Origin of the sequence: Methanosarcina sp. UBA289 (assembly GCA_002496565.1) — an archaeon.
In the GTDB taxonomy this organism is placed as follows: domain Archaea; phylum Halobacteriota; class Methanosarcinia; order Methanosarcinales; family Methanosarcinaceae; genus Methanosarcina.
Map to the genome: position 1 here is coordinate 32,733 of DAKJ01000028.1, position 240 is coordinate 32,972.

The 240-nt window shown below is 28.8% G+C and carries 1 protein-coding gene; it reads right to left on the minus strand.

From position 1 onward, the window contains the following. Positions 1-240: hypothetical protein (locus tag BP549_RS15940; protein ID WP_292382047.1), on the minus strand; the 240-nt coding region annotated here is incomplete at both ends.

Sequence of the window (240 nt, forward strand, 5' to 3'; positions counted from 1 at the left end):
TTGTTTGTATCAGTTTGTGTTTCCGTATTATTTGTTTCAGTTTGTGTTTCTGTATTGTTTGTTTCAGTTTGTTTTTCCGTATTATTTGTTTCAGTCTGTGTTTCTGTATTGTTTGTTTCAGTTTGTTTTTCCGTATTATTTGTATCAGTTTGTGTTTCTGTATTGTTTGTTTCAGTTTGTTTTTCCGTATTATTTGTTTCAGTTTGTGTTTCTGTATTGTTTGTTACTGTTTCCTTGTTT